This window comes from Wolbachia endosymbiont of Ctenocephalides felis wCfeT, assembly GCF_012277295.1.
GTDB lineage: Bacteria > Pseudomonadota > Alphaproteobacteria > Rickettsiales > Anaplasmataceae > Wolbachia.
Genome location: NZ_CP051156.1, coordinates 1,238,964 through 1,263,165, shown reverse-complemented (window position 1 = coordinate 1,263,165; position 24,202 = coordinate 1,238,964). Strand labels below are relative to the sequence as shown.

The window sequence follows — 24,202 nt, the reverse complement described above, 5'->3', positions numbered from 1 at the left end:
AATGTCTTTACAACTTTGTAATGCAATCTTCTTCCTTCTTTTCCTTTATGTCATCAATGATCTGTCTTATTGCACTTTCCCAGCGTTTTTGTGTACTTATCCAGGATTCTGTAGGCTCAGGTCTATTGCTTCTAGTGATTAAGTCTGCAAAAAGATTTGAAAATATTTTTTTAGCTATTAAGAAAGCTTCACTTTCCTTCTTTAGTTCATCGAGACATTTTTTTTGATCGTTTGATGCATTACCTTCTCCAACCGCCGCTTCAACATATTGCTGCAGTTTTTCTTCTATACTTTGAGCATTACTAGATTTTTCTTGTTCAATGTCATTAATTTTAGCAGTAATTTTTTTCGCTTCTGCTTCATATTCACTCATTATTTTTCCAATCTTAGTTTTTTTAGCTGCGGGGCAAAATACTACTAAAGTTGTGAGCACGGAAAGAAAAATACTAATAGAGACAACAAAATCAGACAACTCTCGCCTTCCGGTAAAATCACCTCTAGCATAAAACCTAATGCTAAAGAGAGACATAATCAAACCTGAAATTGAACTAAAGCAAGCAAATTTTCTCATAAATTGATTATCAAGCTTATCATGAAATTTTTCCTTTAACTTTTCCATGTTAAAAGAAAACTCCAGAAATAACTCTAACATGGCAATCTCATCACTCTCCAACGCATAGTTATAAATTGTCTTTCCATATTTATCTTTGGTGTGAAGAATCTTGTCTTTATTTGCTACGTTATACATCAACAATTTATATGTCCCGCTTTCAACACAGTTATTTATCTCTTTGGCTGCAAGTTGAGTATTGGTATCTAAAAGTAATTTAACCGTCTCTAAGTTTTGGCAATGTACTGCATAATATAACGGCATTCTGCCATCTTCATCCCGATAATTAACCTCTTGATTAACATTAACCCTATACTTTTCTAACTCTTTTAAAATAAATTCCATAAAGCCTATGTTTCCAACTGTAGCAATATGATGCAATATGGTTTTATTATGACAATCACGAATGAGCTTTCCTTGCTCAGCAAAATATGCACCATTTTGTACAAGAAGCTCAAAACATTCTTTATTTCTTGTAAAATGCAGTGGCATTCTGCCATATTCATCACATGCGTTAATATTGTGCACTCGACCACAATTTTTCAGCGTTGTTATAGCAAACTCAAGGCACTCTATACCTCCGCGAGCTGCGTAATGTAATATAGTAGCTCCCATGTTACTGCAGGCATAAACATTTGCGCCTGCACTTTTTAATAGCTCAGCACACTCTCGGTGGTTTTCATTAATTGCTAAAAGTAATGGTGTTTCACCGTTATGGGTTTTACTGTTAACATAATCTTGTTTGTTTTGATTATGTAAAATAAGTAATTTGGCGCAAAACATGTGTCCGTGCATAGAAACGATATGCAATGAATTCATTCCATTCTTATCAACAAGGTAAATATTTGCTCCTTTTTTGCGTAATAATTCAATGCACTCCTTATTTCCTACTCTACCAGCACAATGTAGAGGTGAACTACCATCTTCATCTTGCGTATTTATTTCTTGCGCAAGATCAATTGTATATTTTGTCCTATCTCTTTCTAATTGGCTTATAAGAAATTTAAGGCAGTTATTAGTGTTACTTTGAGCAGCATAATGCAGTAGAGACCGACCTTTTAGGTTTTTAATAATTGAACTATTGCCATCACTTAAATGAGTAGGATTTCTTTTTTTAATTCCCTGATCTATTATAAATTTTAATAACTCTTCTCCGTCTGACTGTGCGGTGTGATGCAAAATTGTAGCTCCATCCTTGTCTTTCCTGCCAATCTCAAATTCTGAGTTAAATCCCTGTACTGAAATCAGTAAAGTGTAAAAATCTATGAAATACTGACAATTTCCACTCATTGCAGCATAAAACAGTAGGCTCCTGCCGCTTTTATCAGCTATTAACTCACCATCATCTATAAATGTTAAACCTTTTTGGTATAAGTATTTTATGAAATATATACCAACACCAGACTTGGCAGCGTAATGTAGAAATGCACAATGCTCATTATCTTCTAGCATCAAGATCGCGGATACTACCTAAATTGTATATCAAGTACTCAACACATTCTTTTAAACCCCGTATAGCAAAAGTATGAAATTGAGTATGACCTTGGTTGTTTTTTATAATTCTTGCTCCATTTGCTGTAAGGCACTGTACACAATTCACGTTGGATGCATAATGTAGCGGAGTATTGCCCTCTTGATCTTGTCTGTTAATCTCACTTCTATCGCATCTCAACATTTTAATAAGAACTTCTAGTACCTCACTTTTACCATCAATAGATGCGTAGTGCAGAGGCGTTTTTCTATAGATATCTTTTGTAAATTTTGCTCCTCTTTTTATTAAATTTTTAATAGCATCTACATTGCCGTCTTGTGCTGCTAAATGCAAGAGTGTTAGATTCTTATCCTGGCTAAAGAAGTTTATGCATTTATTTAAGCTGGCATTGTTACTATAGCCATTGATTTTGAATGCCATGTAATAGTGTTTTAACTCCTGCTCACTGACAGCGTGATCTGCTTTTACGTTAGGTTCCGTTTGAATGGAAGTTTCTTCTACTGGCTGATTGTACCTTACAGCCTCCATGTCTACTGAAGTACTATACTCTGGTATTATGTTAGCAGTAGAGCCAAACTCTTTAAGCTTAAACGATGCAGGTTTGTTGTTGTTTTGATATTTGTGTTTTTTTACCATAATGCCATAACTATTATTTACATAATGCGTTAATTATAGTAATTTATCCAAAATGTATAGAAAAATATTACATAAATGAAATAAATCTAGCTGAAGGATAAAATTTCTAACTCTGACAAAATTGAATTGCTCTTTCTTCAATTACATGACGAAAGTGCCTAACTAGCCCTTGAATTGGCCAAGCTGCAGTATCACCAAGTGCACAGATAGTATGCCCTTCTATTTGAGTTGTGAGATCAAGTAGCTTATCTATTTCACCAGGTTGAATACTTCCTGCTACCATTCTTTTCATGATTCTCCACATCCACCCTGTGCCCTCACGGCATGGTGTGCATTGTCCGCAGGATTCATGCATGTAAAAGTGTGACAACCTCTCTATAGCTGCTATTATGTCGGTTGACTTATCCATAACTATCACAGCCGCAGTACCAAGACCAGATTGTACATTTCTTAGGGAGTCAAAATCCATTTCAATAGTGTCACATATAGACTTTGGAATTAATGGTACTGAAGATCCTCCAGGTATAACAGCGAGCAAATTATCCCAACCTCCACGCACTCCACCTGCATACTTTTCAATTAATTCCTGTAATGGAATCCCAAGTTCTTCTTCAACATTGCATGGATTATTCACGTGCCCTGAAATGCAAAAGATTTTAGTACCAGAATTGTTTGGTTTACCAAGAGAAGCAAACCATTCCCCTCCACGGTTCATGATATCAGGAACCATAGCTATAGTTTCAACATTGTTTATTGTAGTTGGGCAACCGAAAAGCCCAACACCCGCAGGAAATGGAGGCTTCATGCGAGGAAAGCCTTTTTTACCCTCTATGGATTCAAGTTGGGCTGTTTCTTCTCCACATATATAAGCACCTGCACCTCGGTGAATAAATACATCAAGATCATAACCTGACTTACAGGCATTTTTTCCAACCATCTCTCCTTTATAAGCTTCTTCAAGCGCTTTTTTTAAAACTAAATATTCGTTATAAAATTCACCTCTTATATAGATGTAAGCAGCTGATGCATTGATTGCCCTTCCTGCTAGAACAATTCCTTCAAGTAACTTGTGTGGCTCATATCGCAATATATCTCTATCTTTACATGTGCCAGGTTCAGATTCATCTGCATTTACTACTAAATAAGTTGGTTGTTCTTTTGGAAGGTTTTTTGGCATAAAACTCCATTTTAAGCCAGTTGGAAATCCAGCTCCTCCTCTTCCTCTTAAACCAGATTTTTTTACTTCATCAATAATTTTCTCTGGCCCTAAATCTAGAAACTCCTTTGTTTTTTGCCAGCTACCACGTTTTTTTGCACCTTTAAGCAATGGATCTTCTTTACCGTTTAGGTTAGTGAATATTCTATTTTGTGCCTTCAGCATGCATTTCAAAATTTCAAGTGATCCCGGCGCGAATCGAACGCGCGACCCACTGATTAAAAGTCAGTTGCTCTACCGGCTGAGCTACGGGATCATTTAGCTATACTGAGTATAAATACAGCTTTTATCCATTTTAATCAAACTAAAATTTTCACATATAATTAAATAAATGAACTGTACTTATGATAAAAAACATAAAATTTATACAATTGCATACAATTAAAACGCAACTTCAATACTTGCATTTTACGTTATTTTAATGTACACAAGCTTTATGCTTCTAATAATACAAATTCTTTTTCTCCTTGTACCACTACTGCTCTCAGTGGCATATCTGGTATACTTTGAGCGTAAAGTCATTGGTGCAATTCAATTAAGACATGGACCAAGTGTTGTTGGACCATTCGGTTTACTGCAGCCATTTGCAGATGCAATTAAGCTATTAATCAAAGAGCCAATAATACCATTTAGGGCAAATACTTTGTTGTTCCTTATGGCGCCAATGCTTACTTTTATTTTAGCGTTAATTGCTTGGGCAGTTATACCATTTGGTGCTGAAGTAATTATAGAAAATGGACAGCAAACAGTGATTCCTAAAGTGATGGCAAACATTAATGTTGGTGTACTCTACGTACTTGCAATATCTTCTTTAGGGGTATATGGTATTATCATTGCAGGTTGGTCTAGCAACTCCAATTATGCCTTTCTTGGTGCAATAAGATCAGCTGCTCAGATGATCTCATATGAAGTTTCAATAGGTCTAATAGTTGCCACGGTTGTTATTACAACTGGTACATTAAATCTTGGAGAAATGGTAGCTACAAAGCACAATATGCCATTTTGGGTTGACTTGCTAATGCTACCTATTGCTATAATATTTTTTATCTCTTTGCTTGCAGAAATAAACCGTCATCCGTTTGATCTACCAGAAGCAGAATCAGAGCTTGTGACTGGATATAACGTTGAATATTCATCTATGCCCTTTGCTCTCTTTTTCCTTGGTGAGTACGCAAACATGATTTTAGCAAGTGCTATGATGACGATATTTTTTCTTGGAGGATGGTATCCACCACTTGATTTTAGTTTACTCTATAAGATTCCAGGATTAATTTGGTTTATCTTGAAAATAGTGCTACTATTGTTCGTATTTATTTGGATTCGAGCAACAATACCTCGTTATCGATATGACCAACTGATGCGTCTTGGTTGGAAAGTGTTTTTACCAATATCAGTACTTTGGGTAGTGTTAATTTCAGGGGTATTGCTGTTTACTGGGAATTTACCTGCTACCCTAAGTTAATAATTTCAATTTATTTCATCTCCTCAAAAGTATCCATTCAGCCGGGCGGTAAAATAAAGAGTAGACAAGGAATGCTAAAAAGGTAAACTAGAGTGGCTGTGAGGTAATATGGTTGATCTTTTAGAATTTTGCGAAAGTTTAAGCAGACTATAGAAAAGTTAGAAACAAAAATAGAAGAGCTTAAAGCAGAAAATAAAGCGCTAAGGATCGAAAACGCTGAGTTAAAAGAAAGGCTTGGCTTAAATTCAAAAAATTCATCTATACCAAGCTCCAAAGAATTATATAAGATGAGGGAAAATAAGCCAAAAAGTGACAGGAAAGTAGGAGCACAGGTTGGACATAAAGGCAGTTACCGCCCTAAAATGGAGGCAGATGAGATGGTAAAAATAGAACTGCCCAATACGTGTGAGTGCGGAGGAGAAATTGCGGTATCAAAAGATCCGTATACTCATCAAAAGGTCGATTTGCCGGAAATCAAGCCGTATGTAGTTGAATATCAACTAGAGCATGGACGTTGCAAAAGATGTGGAAAAAGAAAAAGTAGCAAGCTACAAGAAGGAGTAACTGCGGACACATTTGGTCCAAGAGTTAAGTCAGTAATTGCAGCATTAAGTGGATTTTACAAGAATTCGAAAAAAGAAGTGGCAAATATTATAAAGGACATTTTCAACCTGGATATCAGCGTCGGTAGTGTATCAAATAGCGAGGCTAGAGTGGCAGAAAAATGCCAAGAAGCATATGAGCAAATTGAGGAAGAGGTAAGCAAGAGCAAAATTTTACATATCGATGAAACTAGCCATTACAACAAAGGTAAACAGGGCTGGTGCTGGATGTTTGCGAGCAAAATAGGAAGTGTGATCAAATTGACAGAGTCAAGAGGGATGAAAGTCCTGGAAAATAGTAAATTTGGAAAGAATAACAACCTAGTAGTGACCGACAGATATGCAGCTTACAACTACTTTTCCAGCAAGAAAAGGCAGGTCTGTTGGGCACATTTAGCAAGAGATTTTGAAAGGTTGTCTCATAGTTGGAATAGCGAAGTGAAAGTTTTGGGGTATTATTTAAGGAATGTTGCTACTGAATTATTTGCATTGAAAAAAGCTCTGTTAAAGGATGAAATAGACACATTAAGGTTCATAAGAAGAGCAAGAAAATTACGCAAGCGAACGAGATATTACTTAAAGAATATATCAAATTTACCCGAGGCAATTGGAGCGTCTCGAGTAGCAAAAAATATCATGAAATCGGATCTGATGATGTGGAAATTTTTGGACGATCCAGAAAATATTCCACTGACAAACAACTATGCTGAGCGACAGATTCGGCATTACGTTGTTTACCGAAAAGTTTCATATTTTACACAATCGAAACGGGGAAATATGTTTCTTGAGAGGATAATTTCATTGTACTTGACTTGGAGGCAAAAGAAGTTAAATCCTTTTCAAAACCTACTGGCTATTGCTTCTTAAGCCATACACCTGAATGGATACTAATTAAGGGTTTTTTGTTACAAAATTTTGATTTTTAGATAGCTGTACAGAAGCAAACTCACACATGAAACAGGGTTTAATACTGCCCCTGCTGCTTACCAACCAACTCACAAGTTATATTTTCAAACATTCTACTGGGAATATCATTACGTAGAACCTTTGGACAACTAGCCTTTCCTTTATTATATTGACTTTCTATCATGCCTTCTATTATACCACCATACATAGGATAAGTATAAGGGAATCTTTCTATATATAGATCCTTTTCTAATTCCTCCCATAGGCAAGAGTGTTTGTCCAATAAATAGCCTACTAATTTGCTTTTATCTATTTCACGTAAGAATTGATAAAGTGATACATCACTATTACCAATTTTTTCATTCTGCATTTTCAATACATCATATTGACAATAATCCCAAAGTTCAAATAGCTCAGCATTGCTAGTAATATAACTTGATTTTATTGCTTCAGGATTTTTGAGTACAATATATCTAATGAGAGTTTTACTGCACTCTATATGGCCGTTTTCAATAGCTGAAAGTAAAGGAGTCGTTCCAAGGTAATCCTTCGCACTAACATCAGCTCCTGCTTTAATTAGAAGCTCTACTATCTCTTTATTACCTTTTTCAGCGGCAAAATGTAAAGGAGTAGAGCCATATTTATCCTTTGCATAAATATTTGCTCCATTTGCCAGCAAAAGCTTTACTACTGCTTCATTACTGTCGTAAGTAGCAAAATGTAAGGCAGACCACCCATCTTTATCTTTCGCATTAACATCAGCTCCTGCTCTAATTAGAAACTCTGCTATCTCTTTATTACCTCTTTCAGCAGCCAAGTGTAGAGGAGTAGATCCTTAATTATCCACTAAATGAACATTTGCTCCTGCTTTCAGTAGAAGCTCCACTGCCTCCTCGTTATCTTCTTCAGCAGCAAAATGTAAAGGTGTGGAGCCATATTTATCTGTTGCATGAATATCTGCTCCACCTTCAAGTAAGCACTTTACTACCTCCTCACCACCACCATAAGCAGCCAAGTGTAGAGGAGTCCATTCTTCCTCGTCCAATGCATTAATCGCTGCTCCAGCTTCTATCAGCTCTTTAATTACATCGATATTTCCCCTGTAAACAGCATAAAAAAAGTCGTTTTTCTAGTTCTGGTGTATCACTCATAAATTACCTCATTTTAAAACTTATAATTCAATAGTTTTATATTATGGTAAATAGTTAGTATACTAGTTATGTAAAATAATATAGCTTTCACAGACCTGCTTATCATTTCTGTAAATTTTATCTAATACTCTTAATTTCATTAATATTTTAATCAAGATTATGATAAATTGTATGAAAAACCAGTTATTTCCAAAACGGAAATAACTGCCCTTTAAATGGAAATAACTGGTCTTTAAAAGTATGTTGCCGCATGGTAATAGCGTTAAAGTTGTAATTTTGAAATCCACAGAAGCTCTAATGCTCTTATCAAAATATCTTATGAAACTCTTGCTTTAATATGCCATCCAACTCAGCAAGCGAGGCTTTTGCCCCCAACTTTTCCATTGATGTGATTCCATATCCTTGCAATCCACAGGGAATAATGCCCATATAATGAGAAAGGTCTGGGCAAATATTAAGTGCTATACCATGGTAGGTTATCCACTTTCTTATGCGAATACCAAAAGCTGCGATTTTTTCTTCTGCTCCATGATTATCTACCCAAACGCCAATTCTATCTTCCTTACACTCTCCTAATATATCAAAGTGTTTTAAGACGCTTATTATCCATCTACTTAAATCCCTGATATAAAGTTTTATATCACACTTGTTTCTTTTTTTAAGATTTAGCATTAAATAGATAACACGCTGTCCTGGACCATGGTACGTATATTTACCCCCCCTGCCCGTTTTATATATAGGAAACAATTTTTCAACCACGTCACCGCCCGTTGCACTAATTCCTGCAGTATATAATGGAGGGTGCTCAAGCAGCCATACCAGTTCGTCTGCTGAATTATTATGAATTTGCCGAATTCTCTTTTCCATGAATTCCACAGCGTAATTATAATCAACTGATTTGTCGGATATTAGCCATTCTACCATGTTACATCTCTTTATTCTTTAATACATATTATATATAAATTGAGATAGTTTGGCTGCATAATTTGTGGTAAATACGACAATAAATTGATATAATGACAACAAACAGCTATTTGGAACATGCCACTAAATAAAACAATATATGAAGGTAAAGCAAAGTCTATCATTGAAACTGAAGATCCACTAACTGTAATACAATACTTTAAAGACGACGTCACTGCCTTCAATAAAGAAAAGTACGAAGTTATTGAAGGCAAAGGGGTAATTAACAACCGTATCAGCACCTTTATCATGGGAAAGCTTGAAGAAGTAGGAATTAATACACATTTTATAAAAGTTCTAAGTAATAGAGAACAATTAGTAAAAAAGTTAAAAATAATACCCATCGAAGTAGTAGTAAGAAATATTGCAGCCGGAAGTTTCTGCAAGCGTTTTGGCATAAAAGAGGGTGATAAACTTTCATCTCCCATAATCGAATTTTTCTATAAAAACGACAGTTTAGCTGATCCAATGATAAGTGAAGGTCACATATTATATTTTTCTTGGCTATCAAACAAAGAGTTAGAAGAAGTTAAAGCTATTACTTTAAAAATTAATGAAATTTTAGTCCGCTTGTTTTCAAACATTGGCATAGATCTAGTTGATTTTAAGTTGGAATTTGGCCGATTAGTAAATGATAATACAAAAATTGTTTTAGCAGATGAAATTAGCCCTGACAATTGCAGATTGTGGGACAAAAAGACTCACAAAAAATTAGATAAGGATGTCTTCCGTTTGAATTTAGGTGATTTAAAAGCAGCGTATTTAGAAGTCGCAGAAAGATTATCAGTTAGGATATAGCTCTATAGAAATTAATCAACCAATATCTCTCTCTTACCTGAATAATTAGGAGCACTGACAATGCCTTCTTTTTCCATTCTCTCTACAATGTTTGCAGCCCTATTGTAACCTATTCTAAGTTGTCGCTGAATATAACTAGTTGAAACTTTTTGATCTCTTTGAATTATAGCAACTGCCTGATTATAGAGGTCACTTTCATTGTCCTCCGCTCCATCTTCTGACTCTACAGAAGAATTTTCATCTTCTTTGGTGATTTCCTCCATATAGTTTGGTTCGCCTTGCATTTTAAGGTGATCAACTATGTCTTGCACCTCATCATCGCTTACAAAGGGACCGTGAACTCGAACAATCTTTCCACCCGGAGACATATATAGCATATCACCCATGCCAAGCAGCTGCTCAGCACCTTGCTCGCCAAGTATTGTTCTGCTATCTATTTTAGAAGTAACAGCAAAACTTATCCTAGTTGGAAAATTTGCCTTGATTACACCAGTTATTACATCAACAGATGGACGTTGTGTGGCCATTATTATATGTATCCCTGCAGCACGGGCCATCTGGGCTAAACGCTGGATAGAACACTCTATTTCTTTTCCAGCAACAAGCATCAGATCTGCCATTTCATCAACAATGACTACAATATATGGAAATGTTTCCATTTTTATCGGTATTTTTTCAAACAAAGGTTTACCTGTTGTTGAGTTGAAGCCAATTTGCACAACACGTTCTAACTCTACTCCACTTTCTATAGCTTCTGTAATTTTTTGGTTGTAATTTATAACATTACGTACATTTAAATATGACATCATGCGATAGCGATTTTCCATTTCTTTCACAATCCACTTAAGCGCAATCACAGCTTTCTTTGGCTCTGTAACCACTGGTGCTATTAAATGCGGTATTGCATCATATATTGAAAGCTCAAGCATTTTTGGGTCAATCATTATCATTTTACATTCATCTGGGCTTAGCCGATATACAAGCGAAAGAATCATAGTATTAATTGCAACTGACTTACCAGATCCTGTAGTTCCTGCAACAAGTAGATGCGGCATTCTTGCTAGATCTGCAATAATAGGCTTTCCACTTATATCCTTACCAAGTGCAATTGGAAGATTTAAGTTTGCATTCTGATATTCAGTTGACTCAAGCAAATCACGCAGCATTACAATTTCTCGCTCCTTATTTGGCAACTCTATTCCCATAGCATTTTGGCCGCGGATTATTGAGATGCGTGCTGAAAGTGCGCTCATTGAACGTGCAATGTCATCTGCAAGACCAATCACTCTTGCTGATTTCGTGCCAGCCTGAGGCTCAAGTTTGTAGAGAGTTACAACCGGCCCGTAACATATACTGATAATTTTCCCCTGCACGCCAAAATCATTAAGCACTTGCTCTAAGAGAGATAAGTTTTTATTACTTTCTATTTCATTCAATTCTTTCTTCTGCACAGATTCCCTTGCTTTAGACAGTAAATGAATGCTCGGAAACTCAAACTCACTTGACGGCTCTTCACTAATCCTTTCCCGCCTTTCTCTTGGTGGCTGTTTAGTGGTTATCTGAGCATTATATCTTTCTTCTACTACTGGTGGCACAACAGAATATTCAGTGGTTCTGCGTGACCTAAAAAACATAATTTTCCAAAGAAAGGAAGCAGTTTTTTTACACAGAAGAAGCAGGGTATAAATCACTCTTTTCCATCCAATTAGGCCTATAGTACCTATTGATGTTGCCACCTGAAATACATAAAATGGGAAGTGGTCAATTAGCGCATTCCCTACTATTCCGCCATGCTTGTATTTTCCAGTGATATCCAATGAAAGCTCAGGCAACACAGCACATATTCCTAAATTAATCAGAGTAAAATAAAGAATTTTTAGTAGCATCTTTGGTGGCTTAAAAATCAATAAGTAGGCCACAGTTGTAGCTATTGCAATGCTAGTTAAGCCAAGAAATTGAACCAATGCATCAGCCAAATATGAGCCAATTACTCCACCTAAATTTGTTACCTCTTCACCTGTTGTTGTATTTAAGGATGAGTCTTTATAGTTATAGCTAAAAACTGATATATATACATATAACAAAAGCGATAAATATACTGCTGATTTTAGGTATCTTTTTAGCATCTACTTAAAGTAGTCAATTATTGTATATTTTACAACATGAATTGCCATTAGCAATACCATCATAAATGATTTGCAGAAATTTTATAATTCCAAACACAACTGTACAAACACCAAAGCTTCCATAAACTCCAAAATTACAACTTTAACGCTATCATTATGTGGCAACATACTTTTAAAGACCAGTTATTTCCGTTTTGGAAATAACTGATTTTCATATAATTTCCCATAATTCTATTAAAAAATCGACAAAAGTTAAGAATATTAGATAAAATTTATATATTAGTTATGATATTTTTAAAGAAAATAGGTATCCATTCAGGTGTATGGCTTAAGAAGCAATAGCCAGTAGGTTTTGAAAAGGATTTAACTTCTTTTGCCTCCAAGTCAAGTACAATGAAATTATCCTCTCAAGAAACATATTTCCCCGTTTCGATTGTGTAAAATATGAAACTTTTCGGTAAACAACGTAATGCCGAATCTGTCGCTCAGCATAGTTGTTTGTCAGTGGAATATTTTCTGGATCGTCCAAAAATTTCCACATCATCAGATCCGATTTCATGATATTTTTTGCTACTCGAGACGCTCCAATTGCCTCGGGTAAATTTGATATATTCTTTAAGTAATATCTCGTTCGCTTGCGTAATTTTCTTGCTCTTCTTATGAACCTTAATGTGTCTATTTCATCCTTTAACAGAGCTTTTTTCAATGCAAATAATTCAGTAGCAACATTCCTTAAATAATACCCCAAAACTTTCACTTCGCTATTCCAACTATGAGACAACCTTTCAAAATCTCTTGCTAAATGTGCCCAACAGACCTGCCTTTTCTTGCTGGAAAAGTAGTTGTAAGCTGCATATCTGTCGGTCACTACTAGGTTGTTATTCTTTCCAAATTTACTATTTTCCAGGACTTTCATCCCTCTTGACTCTGTCAATTTGATCACACTTCCTATTTTGCTCGCAAACATCCAGCACCAGCCCTGTTTACCTTTGTTGTAATGGCTAGTTTCATCGATATGTAAAATTTTGCTCTTGCTTACCTCTTCCTCAATTTGCTCATATGCTTCTTGGCATTTTTCTGCCACTCTAGCCTCGCTATTTGATACACTACCGACGCTGATATCCAGGTTGAAAATGTCCTTTATAATATTTGCCACTTCTTTTTTCGAATTCTTGTAAAATCCACTTAATGCTGTAATTACTGACTTAACTCTTGGACCAAATGTGTCCGCAGTTACTCCTTCTTGTAGCTTGCTACTTTTTCTTTTTCCACATCTTTTGCAACGTCCATGCTCTAGTTGATATTCAACTACATACGGCTTGATTTCCGGCAAATCGACCTTTTGATGAGTATACGGATCTTTTGATACCGCAATTTCTCCTCCGCACTCACACGTATTGGGCAGTTCTATTTTTACCATCTCATCTGCCTCCATTTTAGGGCGGTAACTGCCTTTATGTCCAACCTGTGCTCCTACTTTCCTGTCACTTTTTGGCTTATTTTCCCTCATCTTATATAATTCTTTGGAGCTTGGTATAGATGAATTTTTTGAATTTAAGCCAAGCCTTTCTTTTAACTCAGCGTTTTCGATCCTTAGCGCTTTATTTTCTGCTTTAAGCTCTTCTATTTTTGTTTCTAACTTTTCTATAGTCTGCTTAAACTTTCGCAAAATTCTAAAAGATCAACCATATTACCTCACAGCCACTCTAGTTTACCTTTTTAGCATTCCTTGTCTACTCTTTATTTTACCGCCCGGCTGAATGGATACAAAATGCTGTTTTTTAACGACCAATAATATGCCCTATCACTTTAGCTTTCTCTCCACGTTTTTGAAAATAGCTTTCCACATCCTGCACGTCTTCGTGATCCACGGCCAACACCATCCCAATACCACAGTTAAACGTTTTTAACATCTCTTCTTTTTTAATTTTACCCTCTTCCATTAGCCATGAAAATATTTCAGGCCACCCCCAAGAACCAGCATCTACGCCTACACGTAAACCTTTGGGGAGAATACGTGGAACATTATCTACTAACCCACCACCTGTAATGTGTGCAATACCTTTCACTTTTGACATTACAGGCAATAGAGAATCAACATATATCTTTGTTGGTTCAAGTAATACCTCTCCCCATGATTTATTATCCCACGGTGATAAATCTTTATAATTTATACCAAGATCTTTAAAAATATGACGCACTAAAGAAAATCCATTTGAATGGATGCCACTTGACTCCAAGCCAATCAAACAATCACCTTCTTTTATTATGTCATACTTTGGAAGTATTTGCTCTTTGTCAACCACACCAACAACAAAACCTGCAAGGTCATAGTGATTTTCACCATACATTCCCGGCATTTCTGCAGTTTCTCCTCCAACTAGCGCTATCTTAGCCTGCTTACACCCTTCTGTAATACTTTTAACTACAGACAGTAAAACACTTCTATCAAGAGTGCCAGATGCAAAATAATCGAGGAAAAATAAAGGCGTTGCTCCTTGTGCAAGCAAGTCATTCACGCACATTGCTACTAAATCTATGCCTATAGTGTCGTGATTATTTACTTCTTGAGCTATTAACAGCTTTGTCCCTACTCCATCAGTCGATGAAACTAATACAGGATGGTTATATTTCTTACTCAGTGCAGCAAAGTCAAATAATGCAGAAAAAGAGCCTACTTCGCTGATTACTTCCTTACCTTTGGTGCTCTCAACAATAGGTTTGACTTCTTTTATTAGCTCATTATACAATTCTAGGTCTATACCCGATTTAGCATAAGTATTCATAAATACTTTACAAATTAGTAATTATTAATAACATATTAATAGTCATGAACAAAAAATGCAACCTTCTCGTAATTGACTATCACATCCTTACTAATACAGGGTAACTTTAATTTTGTCATCATTTATAATTATCAAATGAACGAAAACATCAAAAACACACTACTAGCAATGGAGTTACTATCAGGACGATTACTTCATGACTTTGCTAATTCTATGAATGGAATAATGTTTGGTTTAGAAGAGTTTGATGAAAATGATTATGATAATGATGCTCAGAACGATGCACTATCTTTACTGAAAGAAAGCTCCTATTACCTAATATATCAGCATAATGTCATGAAGCAGGCTTATTCCTCTTCAGCAGATAATCGAAGTTTTGATCAGACTAAGTCAAATATCAAAAATTACTTACTAAAAAAAAAATAAAACTTGCGTGGGAAATAGGTGAGTACTACGCAGTAGAAGACGAAAGTCTAGTTGAGAAAATAAATAAAGTAGTTTCTAGCATGGTACTAACTATAGCTAGTGCAGTAGCAGGAGTTGAGCAAGTATCAATTTTACTAAGTAAAGAAGGAAGTAAAACGCTATTAACTATAAGAATTTCAAATGAAAATAAACCGCTTAGCGGATCATTGACGGATAAGCTAAGCAATAAAAGCGATACTAATTTAAATACAAAAGATATTAACGTTTATATGACTTCTCTGTTATTAAAGTCCTATAATGCTGAGGTTAGTTACATTTGCAATAACAACCTCATAGAAGTGCAGATAAGGTTGACTTAAGTCTGCTGATGCTGCACATTTACTTAAGCAACATGATGCAGCTTTATGTCAACAAATTTACTACAAGGCAAGAAAGGGTTAATAACTGGAATAATAAATAAAAGATCGATAGCATACGGTATAGCAAAAACTATCTCAGACAATGGAGCAGAGCTTGCTATTACCTATCAGAATGAAGCAATAAGAGAAAAATTATCACCTATAGCAGAAGAGTTAAATGCAGAATTAGTATTAAATTGCGATGTTTCAAATGAAGAAACCATAGACTCTATGTTTAGTACAATAAAGGAAAAGTGGGGTACTCTTGACTTTTTAGTACATGCTATTGCATTTTCTGATAAAAATGAGTTAAGTGGTAAATATGTTAATACTTCGCTGAATAATTTCCAAAATGCAATGAATATATCGTGCTACTCTTTCACTGCTTTAGCACAAAGGGCTGAAAAGGTGATGCCAAGCGGTGGAAGTTTGCTTACCTTATCTTACTATGGTGCTGAAAAAGTTATGCCAAATTATAACGTTATGGGCTTATGTAAAGCAGCACTTGAAGCGAGCGTAAGATATTTAGCATGTGATCTTGGACCACAGAATATAAGAGTTAATGCTATTTCCGCTGGTCCAATTAGAACTTTAGCGTCCTCTGGAATAAGTGATTTTCACTTTATATCAGAGTGGAACAGAAACAATGCTCCACTAAGGCGAAATACCACTATTGAGGATGTTGGAAAGGCAGCACTTTATCTATTAAGCGATTTAAGTAGCGGTACTACTGGAGAAATCCTCCATGTTGATTCAGGGTACAACGTGGTGGGAATGAAGGTTGTGGATTAAATTTCAACTTTTAAATTAACTAAAAAGTTATGCACTCATTGATAACTTTTTACCAAGTTTACCAAAGCAGCAATATTTTCAACCGGGGTGTCAGGAAGCACACCATGTCCAAGATTAAACACAAAAGGTAAATCTCTGAAACAATCCATAATGCGCTTTGTTTCCTTTAGTGCTTCCTCTATATCATAAGCCAAAAGACTAGGATTAAGATTCCCTTGTATTGGTATCTGTAGATTATCCCTTGCCCATTCAATTGAAACATCATAGTCTATGCTAACTGCAGACACACTAGTATGCTTACAGTACTCTTTGTAAAGGTTTCCTGCAGATCTTGGAAAACCTATTATCGGAAAGTTAGGAAATTTACTTCTTATAGTAGAGACAATTTTCTTCGTCGGCTCCACAATATACTCTCTAAACAAAGGTTCGGATAATACACCAGCGTTACTATCAAACAACTGAATAACATCTGCTCCATATTCTATTTGCTTAATTAAGTAAGCAGCAGTTTCATCCGTAATTTTGTCAATTATTTCTTTTAAATCTTTAGAACAAAAATTAAGTACTTTAGAAAAAGTTTTGCTTCCTCCACCCTCTATCAAATAGGAAGTTACCGTCCAAGGTCCACCAGCAAATCCTATAAGAGTTTTTTCCTTAGGCAGTAGCTCTCTAACTGCCTTTATAGCACTTAGAACTCTCTTGGCACTATTTTCCACCCCTTCAACACAATTCAACTCTGCAGAGTTTCTTATAGGCTTTATTTTTGGTCCAACACCACGAACAAAATTTACCTCACAACCTAGCATATTGAGTATTGTTAAGATGTCAGAAAATATTATAGCCGCATCCATATCAAATCTCTTTACTGGCTGAAGTGTTAGCTCTACCATAAGATCTGTGTTGTAACACATTTCCATGAAATTTTTAAAGCTACTTACGGCCTCTCTGTACTCCGGAAGAGACCTACCTGCCTGACGCATTAGCCAAATAGGCACCTTACATTGCTTAGTACCCTTTATTGTTTCTGCTACTATCACGTTCACTTTCAATCTACTTTATTTAATTCTTTCTTATACTTAAGAGTATAGTAGTAATAGTAATTCTTCAATGATTTGTTAGTAACTTAAAATTTAGTAAAGTTTTCTGTTGTTTGATTTGTTGATAAATATGTTAGTAACTTTCGTATATTAATGATTTTCGATTATAATTTGTGTGTATAAGTAAGATGTTGAACGTGTTAGCAATTTTCTTTTATGGAAAATAACTCATTACTGGCTGCTGTTATATAATCATGTACATGTCTGTGAAATTATTGTGGAATAATTGTGAGTATTTTGTATCAACAAATTGTGCACAGATTAATTTGACATTATTCACATAGTTATTAAACATTTAGTAACAGTTTTTTTTGTAAATCTTGTCTAAACTCATTATAGGAGATAGGTTGAATAAAAAGAGGACTTTGATGGAAAAGATAGCATATAGGATCTTTTTGTTTCTTTTTAAAAAAGTTCCCATGCTAAAAAGGTGTGCAACCGAAGCATTAATAAAAGATCTGCCAAACCTTAATATATTTAATAGCCTGTTGAAGTTTCACGATTGTAGCATAGTAAATATAATGGTTCCACGCACGGAGATATGCGCGGTGGATATTGACTCAAGCAGAAACGAAGTGCTGAAGAAAATAGAAAATACTTATTATACTAAAATACCTATTTACAAAAGTAATTTTGATAATGTAGTAGGCTTTTTCTATACAAAAGATGTTATTCTTAGCAAAGATGAAAACTTTAACTTAAGAAGTATAATACAGAGTGTGGTATTTGTCCCACCTTCAATGAAGGCAACTAATCTTTTTGTTAAGATGAGATCCTCTAAATCGAGCCTAGCTATTGTACTGGATGAATATGGTGGAACTGACGGTCTAGTTTCAATGACTGATCTTATAGAAGAAATGATACCAAACATTGACAATGAAGATGAGGCTAGCTCAGAGTATGCAATTGTTAAGTTACCTGAGAATAAATTTGAAGTTTCAGCAAGAGCTCTTATAAAAGATTTAGAAGAAGATTTAAATATAGAGTTACGTGATTCTGAGGAAGATTATGCTACTATTGGCGGCTTGATTTTATCGATTGCAGACAAGGTTCCTTCTGTAGGTGAAATTATTGAATATAAAAACGGAATAAGATTTATTATTAAAGGCGCAAATGAGCGTTATATTAACGAAGTAATACTAGATTTGAACGATTATAAGAGTTAAATTTTTTATCAATTTGAAATACTTTACGCGTTAGAAAATGGTGTTATTCCTGTAAAGGTCAAGTAATTCGTTGACAAAAATGTAGCACTGGAGACTCCATTTTGTGAATAAATGGCCCAAAATGCAATGTTTGTACATGGAATTTATGCAAGACAAAGAGCCATTAGTTGGAAAAATCTCTAATTCTCAAGATATTGTTACTAGCTTTTTTTACCCACTGCAAATATTGCACCATGCTGTCTACCTGATCATCATAACGAGCCCCTGGAAACATCAGCATTTCATGCTCGAAATCATTTAACCACACTGCCTGATGTGGTTAAAATACCCTACCAGACTCTATCATCGGAACCACTTGACAAAACCTAGCAAGCTTATCATTATGTGGAAATACCTCAGTGGTGGGCAGATCACTACTAATTTTTAACTCTTGAATTAGTTGCTGCCCACTTGCTTTTGCTTCAATCAGAATTGCATGTGGTTCCCACCTTGCTTCTAATGACAAAACTTGCTCTTTAAGCGCTGGATATTCAAGTTTTGCACGATATACGTCAAGTAAATAGAATTTATTCTCCATTTTCGCCCAGGTGGTGCATACGCTAAAGTCACTAGTGTCGTTTATTGAAACTGCAGTGTCCCAACTTTGAGCCACATGTGTAAGGCTATCAGGAAAATTTTTGTAGCACTTCAACCATTCCTGTTTAATCATGCCACTTGAAAATAGCAAAGGATTCTGCTGATATTGCGCAGCAAAGGCATAACTTCCAAGTTCAATTTTTATCATTTCAATTTCTTCATCATCAATGGGATATAGTAATTCACCTTCCTTTCTTGAGTATAATTCTTTTGCTTCTCCCAGAGCTGAATTGATAATTTGCCCACTTTCTGGCACCATCGGTAAACAGACGTGATGCCATATGTTCCTTGGCTTAGAAAGTAAATGTCCTGTTAAATCCTCCTGATGTAGCCTATGCATTACCAGCACAATTATTCCTTTTTTCCGCTCATTAAGCCTGGTTACTAAAGTCTGATCAAACCAATTTATGGCACGCTTTCTGAATGTTTCACTCAAAGCTTGAGCAGAACTCAGCGGATCATCCACAATAATGAAATCGCCACCCTCTCCAGTTAATGTGCCTCCAACAGAGGTTGCTATTCTAAACCCTTGCTGCACAGTTTGAAATTTATATTTAGTATTTTGACTCTTAGATAATTTCACTTCTGGAAATAACTCTCTATACCAATCGGACTGTATTATGCACCTTGTATCAAGTGAATGCTTTTCGCTGAGCAATCGAGAATAACTTGCAACTATTATCCTTGCAGTTGGCTGATTTCCCAGTATCCACGCAGGCCACGCAACACTCACACATATGGACTTCATCGAGCGTGGCGGCATATTGAATATTATGCGCCTAACTTTACCAGTGTTTGCAGCCTCCAGCCTATCTGCTATGACTTTTATGTATTGATAGTCATTATACTCAAACCCTGGCACTACCGTTTTAAAGCACAGTTCGATGAATTTGAGAAAATTGATTTTATTCGTAATAACTTAAGGAAGGTCATTTTAGTAACTGCTATGAAGAGGGTATTTATTAGGAAAAATATTATTTTATTAGACCCAATAAAATCAGTATCATATTGGCATAAATTAGTGTATTATTAGCATATAATAACTAACGTGGGGCAAATATGGTTAATCATTTTTCTCTAACTGAGAAAGAATTTCATGATAATAGTAATCTATTTAATGTACTAGAAATAAAAGCGAGGAAAGTTGTTGGTAAGAACCATCAACAACTTACAAAAATTCTAAAAGAACAGCATAAGAAATTAATTCTCGTAAATCATCCAGACAAAGGTGGAGATAAACATAGGTTTAACCAAATTTATAAAGCTTATCAAGAACTAAAAAAATATATCGAACCTTTAGAGCTAGGTGACCCTTGCGTTAAAGTTAGTATTGATGCTGAAAGCGATGGACGCTTAACAATACATGAATTTTATTACAGAAAAAAGTTATTTGATACATTAAATATTACCCAAGAAGAAGCAGTAGGTAAAACCTATGATCAGCTAATCTCTATGTTACATAATAAGGATAATTCGCTTAAACAAGCAAAAAAAGAATGTGATTGGCTTAAAACACGGATAATGCTAATTTCACAAAACCCAGTTTTGAGTCCTTTAGAAAAATTAACAGAGGTTGCAAAATTAGTTAAAGAACTAAAGAAACAGCTAGCAAAACCTTGCATAAAATTATTTGATTACTTTGCCCCTTTGGAAAAAAAGGGAAGTCCTATAAATGAGGACAAGAAAGTGTTAGCACAAAAGTTTATAGAGCGCAAAAATGGTCTAATATCTATCTTAAGCATGAGTATTGTTCTTTTGGCTCTATTAACTACAATTACTATATGCTGTTATTTTTCATTGTGGATACTAGCATTCAATACCGCTATTGGCATGTCTTCTAAGGCACTAGTGAATCGCTACATGGAAAAGTATAAAAATTCAGAAATTTCCACTGATGAATTTATAAATAAAATGAACTATATTTCACTAGCTAGCAAGTTTTTGATTAACTACCCTCTGGCTGCTTTTTCTGTTTATCTACTCACAACAAATTTTATTGCAAATGGTTTAACTATAGGGGGTGTTATACTCAGTCCTTTATTATTTGCAGCTATATTAATTGAAGCACTGGCTCCTATTTTTGCAAAAGGTTCTGAAGTATACACTGAAAAATATACGAGAGACCTGCTTGAAGAAGATCCAAGAGATAGAGTGCAAAAGGCAACTGACTTACTAAAGTGGTATGATCCACGTAAGTTACTAATGCCGATTATTATGCCTTTTGTTAAGAAATATTTTGCAGAACTAGTAGGTGAATTTGCTGAGAGAAATCTAGATGGAGTAGATTCTGACATGCAAGACGTTAGTACTGAACAGCCATTTACACCTCAAATAGCTGAGTTTGCACAACCGAACGTTACGGTATAGTATAAGCTTTTAGCTCTATGAATGGATTCAGAGAAAGTAGAACTGATATTTGAAAGGTTTCAGCAATCAAACCCTACACCAAAAATAGAGCTAAATTATACTAATCATTTTACATTACTTATTGCGGTTGTTTTATCAGCACGCACAACTGATGTAAGTGTTAATAAAATTACAAAAGAATTATTTAACATTGTTAATACTCCAGAAAAAATGTTAAGTTTTGGGCAAGGTGAGCTAAGAAAAAGCATCAGCAGTATAGGTCTATATAATTCCAAAGCAAAAAACATAATAGAACTGTGTAAAATATTAATTGAACGGCACGATAGCAAAGTGCCCACTGATTTTGACAGCTTAGTAGCCCTGCCTGGAGTTGGCAGAAAAAGCGCAAATGTATTTTTAAACTCAGGGCTTGGTATCCCAACATTAGCAGTTGATACTCACGTTTTTAGAGTTAGCAATAGGGTTGGGCTTGTAAAAGAGAAAGACGTGCTTAAAACAGAGCAATCTCTTTTAAAGGCTGTGCCAAAAAAATACTTACTTTATGCGCACCATTGGTTGGTTTTACATGGTAGATATGTTTGCAAAGCACAAAGACCTTTATGTGATACATGCATAATTCACGATTTATGTGAATTTGAGCACAAGAGATATAAAATCTAAGAATCGCTTGATCTCTTAATCCACAGCAGAAGTGTACGAACATTGTTCCAAAGGTGTCATCCTAGTGTCGTATCCATTCAGGTGTATGGCTTAAGAAGCAATAGCCAGTAGGTTTTGAAAAGGATTTAACTTCTTTTGCCTCCAAGTCAAGTACAATGAAATTATCCTCTCAAGAAACATATTTCCCCGTTTCGATTGTGTAAAATATGAAACTTTTCGGTAAACAACGTAATGCCGAATCTGTCGCTCAGCATAGTTGTTTGTCAGTGGAATATTTTCTGGATCGTCCAAAAATTTCCACATCATCAGATCCGATTTCATGATATTTTTTGCTACTCGAGACGCTCCAATTGCCTCGGGTAAATTTGATATATTCTTTAAGTAATATCTCGTTCGCTTGCGTAATTTTCTTGCTCTTCTTATGAACCTTAATGTGTCTATTTCATCCTTTAACAGAGCTTTTTTCAATGCAAATAATTCAGTAGCAACATTCCTTAAATAATACCCCAAAACTTTCACTTCGCTATTCCAACTATGAGACAACCTTTCAAAATCTCTTGCTAAATGTGCCCAACAGACCTGCCTTTTCTTGCTGGAAAAGTAGTTGTAAGCTGCATATCTGTCGGTCACTACTAGGTTGTTATTCTTTCCAAATTTACTATTTTCCAGGACTTTCATCCCTCTTGACTCTGTCAATTTGATCACACTTCCTATTTTGCTCGCAAACATCCAGCACCAGCCCTGTTTACCTTTGTTGTAATGGCTAGTTTCATCGATATGTAAAATTTTGCTCTTGCTTACCTCTTCCTCAATTTGCTCATATGCTTCTTGGCATTTTTCTGCCACTCTAGCCTCGCTATTTGATACACTACCGACGCTGATATCCAGGTTGAAAATGTCCTTTATAATATTTGCCACTTCTTTTTTCGAATTCTTGTAAAATCCACTTAATGCTGTAATTACTGACTTAACTCTTGGACCAAATGTGTCCGCAGTTACTCCTTCTTGTAGCTTGCTACTTTTTCTTTTTCCACATCTTTTGCAACGTCCATGCTCTAGTTGATATTCAACTACATACGGCTTGATTTCCGGCAAATCGACCTTTTGATGAGTATACGGATCTTTTGATACCGCAATTTCTCCTCCGCACTCACACGTATTGGGCAGTTCTATTTTTACCATCTCATCTGCCTCCATTTTAGGGCGGTAACTGCCTTTATGTCCAACCTGTGCTCCTACTTTCCTGTCACTTTTTGGCTTATTTTCCCTCATCTTATATAATTCTTTGGAGCTTGGTATAGATGAATTTTTTGAATTTAAGCCAAGCCTTTCTTTTAACTCAGCGTTTTCGATCCTTAGCGCTTTATTTTCTGCTTTAAGCTCTTCTATTTTTGTTTCTAACTTTTCTATAGTCTGCTTAAACTTTCGCAAAATTCTAAAAGATCAACCATATTACCTCACAGCCACTCTAGTTTACCTTTTTAGCATTCCTTGTCTACTCTTTATTTTACCGCCCGGCTGAATGGATACGAAAATTATTTATATTTAGTGTAAAGCTAGAATATACTAAAAATAACAGCAGTAAGTGCGATCTGGAAGTCGTGGAATCGTGATGGTTGAATTCCATCCACCATAACATCTGGTTGAAATTATAGTCCACATTTTAGGTAATTGGCAACTACTTAAAATGAAAGCATGGACTAAAAGGGAGTAATATTAAACCTTATAATAAATCCTCCCAAAAAGAGTTAAATATGGTTACGAGAGGAACCTATGTTTGAATTGTCGTTATGTTAAATATGTGAAAAAGGTTGATACACATAAACCAAAAGGTGTGGAGAAGTGGATGTTTAGATTTTACTTTCTAAACAAGATGTTTCCTATCTTCCGGCAAATAATAGGGACCTAAGTT

The 24,202-nt window shown here is 35.4% G+C and carries 15 protein-coding genes, 1 tRNA gene and 5 pseudogenes; 9 read left to right on the top strand and 12 right to left on the bottom strand.

From position 1 onward, the window contains the following. Positions 1 to 7 precede the first annotated feature (7 nt). The 4 genes from HF197_RS06145 to HF197_RS06130 all read right to left on the bottom strand — a co-directional run bounded on the left by HF197_RS06145 (position 8) and on the right by HF197_RS06130 (position 4,210). Positions 8 to 2,062 (bottom strand): ankyrin repeat domain-containing protein, encoded by a 2,055-nt coding sequence (locus HF197_RS06145; protein WP_168464660.1) that lies wholly within the window; start codon positions 2,060 to 2,062, stop codon positions 8 to 10. Then, positions 2,049 to 2,738: an ankyrin repeat domain-containing protein gene (locus tag HF197_RS06140; RefSeq protein ID WP_168464659.1), complete on the bottom strand. Its 690-nt coding sequence runs from the start codon at positions 2,736 to 2,738 to the stop codon at positions 2,049 to 2,051. Before HF197_RS06140 ends, HF197_RS06145 begins: the two co-directional genes overlap by 14 nt. A 106-nt stretch (positions 2,739 to 2,844) precedes the next feature. After that, positions 2,845 to 4,119: an NADH-quinone oxidoreductase subunit NuoF gene (gene nuoF, locus HF197_RS06135; protein ID WP_168464658.1), complete on the bottom strand. Its 1,275-nt coding sequence runs from the start codon at positions 4,117 to 4,119 to the stop codon at positions 2,845 to 2,847. An 18-nt stretch (positions 4,120 to 4,137) separates the two neighbouring features. Continuing rightward, positions 4,138 to 4,210 (bottom strand) — tRNA-Lys (locus HF197_RS06130). A 165-nt stretch (positions 4,211 to 4,375) separates the two neighbouring features. Here HF197_RS06130 and nuoH point away from each other — a divergent pair. Both nuoH and tnpC (HF197_RS06120) read left to right on the top strand, forming a co-directional pair. Then, complete coding sequence (gene nuoH / locus HF197_RS06125; RefSeq protein WP_369800007.1) at positions 4,376 to 5,416, top strand: NADH-quinone oxidoreductase subunit NuoH; 1,041 nt, start codon at positions 4,376 to 4,378, stop codon at positions 5,414 to 5,416. A gap of 108 nt (positions 5,417 to 5,524) precedes the next feature. After that, positions 5,525 to 6,885, top strand: a pseudogene (gene tnpC / locus HF197_RS06120) (IS66 family transposase). A 97-nt stretch (positions 6,886 to 6,982) separates the two neighbouring features. On the opposite strand, the pseudogene HF197_RS07670 reads toward tnpC (HF197_RS06120), so the two are convergent. Continuing rightward, a pseudogene (locus HF197_RS07670) lies at positions 6,983 to 8,029 on the bottom strand (ankyrin repeat domain-containing protein); the annotation flags it as partial. 352 nt (positions 8,030 to 8,381) lie between these two features. Beyond that, entirely contained in the window at positions 8,382 to 8,999 is a 618-nt protein-coding gene (lipB, locus tag HF197_RS06105) for a lipoyl(octanoyl) transferase LipB (protein WP_168464655.1), read from the bottom strand. Between the two features lie 117 nt (positions 9,000 to 9,116). Between lipB and purC the strand changes: the two genes are divergently transcribed. Beyond that, a complete protein-coding gene (gene purC, locus HF197_RS06100) occupies positions 9,117 to 9,836 on the top strand; it encodes a phosphoribosylaminoimidazolesuccinocarboxamide synthase (RefSeq protein ID WP_168464654.1) in 720 nt (239 codons plus the stop codon). An 11-nt stretch (positions 9,837 to 9,847) separates the two neighbouring features. Here purC and HF197_RS06095 read toward each other — a convergent pair whose 3' ends face one another. The 3 genes and pseudogenes from HF197_RS06095 to purM form a co-directional block, all read right to left on the bottom strand. Next, entirely contained in the window at positions 9,848 to 11,962 is a 2,115-nt protein-coding gene (locus HF197_RS06095; protein ID WP_168464653.1) for an FtsK/SpoIIIE family DNA translocase, read from the bottom strand. A 328-nt stretch (positions 11,963 to 12,290) separates the two neighbouring features. Then, positions 12,291 to 13,651, bottom strand: a pseudogene (tnpC, locus tag HF197_RS06090) (IS66 family transposase). Positions 13,652 to 13,743: 92 nt separating this feature from the next. Further along, complete coding sequence (purM, locus tag HF197_RS06085; RefSeq protein ID WP_168464652.1) at positions 13,744 to 14,748, bottom strand: phosphoribosylformylglycinamidine cyclo-ligase; 1,005 nt, start codon at positions 14,746 to 14,748, stop codon at positions 13,744 to 13,746. Positions 14,749 to 14,883: 135 nt separating this feature from the next. Here purM and HF197_RS06080 point away from each other — a divergent pair, with 135 nt between their 5' ends. From HF197_RS06080 to HF197_RS06070, 3 genes are read left to right on the top strand one after another with little or no spacing between them, the layout of a single operon-like run. Next, on the top strand, positions 14,884 to 15,174 hold the full coding sequence (locus tag HF197_RS06080) for a hypothetical protein (RefSeq protein WP_168464651.1): 291 nt from the start codon (positions 14,884 to 14,886) through the stop codon (positions 15,172 to 15,174). Beyond that, positions 15,171 to 15,533 carry a histidine phosphotransferase family protein gene (locus tag HF197_RS06075; RefSeq protein WP_369800033.1) on the top strand — a complete coding sequence of 121 codons (363 nt, stop codon included), beginning with the start codon at positions 15,171 to 15,173 and terminating at the stop codon, positions 15,531 to 15,533. The genes HF197_RS06080 and HF197_RS06075 overlap by 4 nt, the downstream gene beginning before the upstream one ends. A gap of 45 nt (positions 15,534 to 15,578) precedes the next feature. Further along, positions 15,579 to 16,364 (top strand): enoyl-ACP reductase FabI, encoded by a 786-nt coding sequence (locus HF197_RS06070; RefSeq protein ID WP_168464649.1) that lies wholly within the window; start codon positions 15,579 to 15,581, stop codon positions 16,362 to 16,364. Between the two features lie 35 nt (positions 16,365 to 16,399). On the opposite strand, the gene hemE is transcribed toward HF197_RS06070, so the two are convergent. Then, positions 16,400 to 17,401, bottom strand: coding sequence for a uroporphyrinogen decarboxylase (hemE, locus tag HF197_RS06065; protein ID WP_369800006.1), 1,002 nt, complete (start codon positions 17,399 to 17,401; stop codon positions 16,400 to 16,402). 407 nt (positions 17,402 to 17,808) lie between these two features. Between hemE and HF197_RS06060 the strand changes: the two genes are divergently transcribed. Next, positions 17,809 to 18,627, top strand: coding sequence for a transporter associated domain-containing protein (locus tag HF197_RS06060; protein WP_168464647.1), 819 nt, complete (start codon positions 17,809 to 17,811; stop codon positions 18,625 to 18,627). Between the two features lie 163 nt (positions 18,628 to 18,790). Here HF197_RS06060 and terL read toward each other — a convergent pair. Further along, a pseudogene (gene terL / locus HF197_RS06055) lies at positions 18,791 to 20,167 on the bottom strand (phage terminase large subunit). Between the two features lie 155 nt (positions 20,168 to 20,322). On the opposite strand from terL, the gene HF197_RS06050 reads away from it, so the two are divergent. Both HF197_RS06050 and nth read left to right on the top strand, forming a co-directional pair. Beyond that, on the top strand, positions 20,323 to 21,630 hold the full coding sequence (locus HF197_RS06050; protein ID WP_168464646.1) for an APC family permease: 1,308 nt from the start codon (positions 20,323 to 20,325) through the stop codon (positions 21,628 to 21,630). 21 nt (positions 21,631 to 21,651) lie between these two features. Then, a complete protein-coding gene (gene nth / locus HF197_RS06045) occupies positions 21,652 to 22,290 on the top strand; it encodes an endonuclease III (protein WP_168464645.1) in 639 nt (212 codons plus the stop codon). A 90-nt stretch (positions 22,291 to 22,380) separates the two neighbouring features. Here the strand turns inward: nth and tnpC (HF197_RS06040) are convergent. Continuing rightward, positions 22,381 to 23,741, bottom strand: a pseudogene (gene tnpC / locus HF197_RS06040) (IS66 family transposase). Between the last annotated feature and the right edge of the window lie 461 nt (positions 23,742 to 24,202).

Bases quoted from the DNA above. Each gene is read 5' to 3' on its own strand.
- HF197_RS06145 (WP_168464660.1), bottom strand. From the start codon at position 2,062: ATGCTAGAAGATAATGAGCATTGTGCATTTCTACATTACGCTGCCAAG.
- HF197_RS06140 (WP_168464659.1), bottom strand. From the start codon at position 2,738: ATGGTAAAAAAACACAAATATCAAAACAACAACAAACCTGCATCGTTT.
- nuoF (WP_168464658.1), bottom strand. From the start codon at position 4,119: ATGCTGAAGGCACAAAATAGAATATTCACTAACCTAAACGGTAAAGAA.
- nuoH (WP_369800007.1), top strand. From the start codon at position 4,376: ATGTACACAAGCTTTATGCTTCTAATAATACAAATTCTTTTTCTCCTT.
- lipB (WP_168464655.1), bottom strand. From the start codon at position 8,999: ATGGTAGAATGGCTAATATCCGACAAATCAGTTGATTATAATTACGCT.
- purC (WP_168464654.1), top strand. From the start codon at position 9,117: ATGCCACTAAATAAAACAATATATGAAGGTAAAGCAAAGTCTATCATT.
- HF197_RS06095 (WP_168464653.1), bottom strand. From the start codon at position 11,962: ATGCTAAAAAGATACCTAAAATCAGCAGTATATTTATCGCTTTTGTTA.
- purM (WP_168464652.1), bottom strand. From the start codon at position 14,748: ATGAATACTTATGCTAAATCGGGTATAGACCTAGAATTGTATAATGAG.
- HF197_RS06080 (WP_168464651.1), top strand. From the start codon at position 14,884: ATGAACGAAAACATCAAAAACACACTACTAGCAATGGAGTTACTATCA.
- HF197_RS06070 (WP_168464649.1), top strand. From the start codon at position 15,579: ATGTCAACAAATTTACTACAAGGCAAGAAAGGGTTAATAACTGGAATA.
- HF197_RS06050 (WP_168464646.1), top strand. From the start codon at position 20,323: ATGGTTAATCATTTTTCTCTAACTGAGAAAGAATTTCATGATAATAGT.
- nth (WP_168464645.1), top strand. From the start codon at position 21,652: ATGGATTCAGAGAAAGTAGAACTGATATTTGAAAGGTTTCAGCAATCA.